The sequence below is a fragment of the Burkholderia sp. Se-20378 genome, assembly GCF_017104665.1.
Lineage (GTDB): Bacteria > Pseudomonadota > Gammaproteobacteria > Burkholderiales > Burkholderiaceae > Burkholderia > Burkholderia lata.
In genome coordinates, this window is record NZ_JAAGPG010001142.1 from 1 (window position 1) to 1137 (window position 1137).

The window sequence follows — 1137 nt, forward strand, 5'->3', positions numbered from 1 at the left end:
CCGCCGCGCGGCGCTTCGATGCGGCGCCCGGGCCGCCCGCGCATGTCGCGCCGGCACCCGCCGCCGCCCTTTCACCCTACCCTTTTCGCATTCACCACACACCATGAGCCAAGGCCACAACCGCCGCCAGCGCAAGAAACTCCACATCGGCGAATTCCAGGAACTCGCGTTCAACGCCACCGCGCATTACCGCAATGAAATGACCGACCTCGAGCGCGGCGAACTGATCGACGCGTTCATCGACTTCGTCGAAGCGAACGGGCTGCTGACCGTCGCATCGGCGGACGAAGGCATCGGCGCTTACGTGATTTCCGGCGCGCCCCGCGGCACGACGACCGACGCCGATCGCGAACTCGTGCGCGGCTGGCTGGCCGCACGGCCGGAACTGACCGACGTCAAGGTCAGCGAATTCACCGACGCGTGGTACCCGGAAGCCTGAGTTTCAGGTTTCATCGCCCTCGCGCAGCGCCCGCGCCTGCCCGCCACCACGGCGGGTGAGGCCGGCGCCGCCCTGCTCCCTCCGCACCTCCTCCCCTTCTGCCACCGCGCGACACCCGCGCCACCGGCACCGACGCACACGATTCGCGCCGCGTCGACGGTGATTACCCCGATTTCGGCAGTGAATCGGACGCTTACTTCAATTTAACGTTGATTAAAAGACGTCCCACGCCGGCGGACCTACTCTGATCGCCAGGAATCCGGTGTTTTCCGGCGCGATCGGCAAGCAATACGAAAGAATGCAAACCGCTCGCCCGACAGGTGTTCCGGATTCCGGTACGGGCGAAAACGCGACACGGCGACAGGTCAATCAGGGAGACAACCAACGATGCGCCAGCCGCTTTCCGATCGCAGCGACACATTGACGCACGCGAAGGCCGCCTGACCCCACTCTCCAATGAATACGAGGACGACATGGATACGCCGACCACCCATCAGGCAGGACTCCGAATGATCATGATCGCGGCTGGCGTCGCAGCGCTGGTATCGCTGTCCGCGTGCGGCGGCTCCGGCTCGCTGAGCCAGGGCACCGGCGCAGGATCGGGTTCGGGCGACACGACGGCCACGACCGGCGGCACGGGCAGCGGCTCCGGCGGCACGCAGGCCAATTCGGTCGGCCAGACGACCGCGGCATCGAGC

At 66.5% G+C, this 1137-nt stretch carries 1 protein-coding gene and 1 pseudogene; both read left to right on the forward strand.

Features of this window, described 5'->3' with window-relative positions:
- The first annotated feature begins 103 nt into the window (after nucleotides 1–103).
- Nucleotides 104–439, forward strand: coding sequence for a YggL family protein (locus G3N93_RS40640; RefSeq protein ID WP_041492911.1), 336 nt, complete (start codon nucleotides 104–106; stop codon nucleotides 437–439).
- A 473-nt stretch (nucleotides 440–912) separates the two neighbouring features.
- Nucleotides 913–1137: pseudogene (locus G3N93_RS40645) on the forward strand (collagen-like triple helix repeat-containing lipoprotein); the annotation flags it as partial.

What these genes read in the sequence shown, in the direction of transcription:
- G3N93_RS40640 (WP_041492911.1), top strand. Translation starts at nt 104, where the DNA reads ATGAGCCAAGGCCACAACCGCCGCCAGCGCAAGAAACTCCACATCGGC.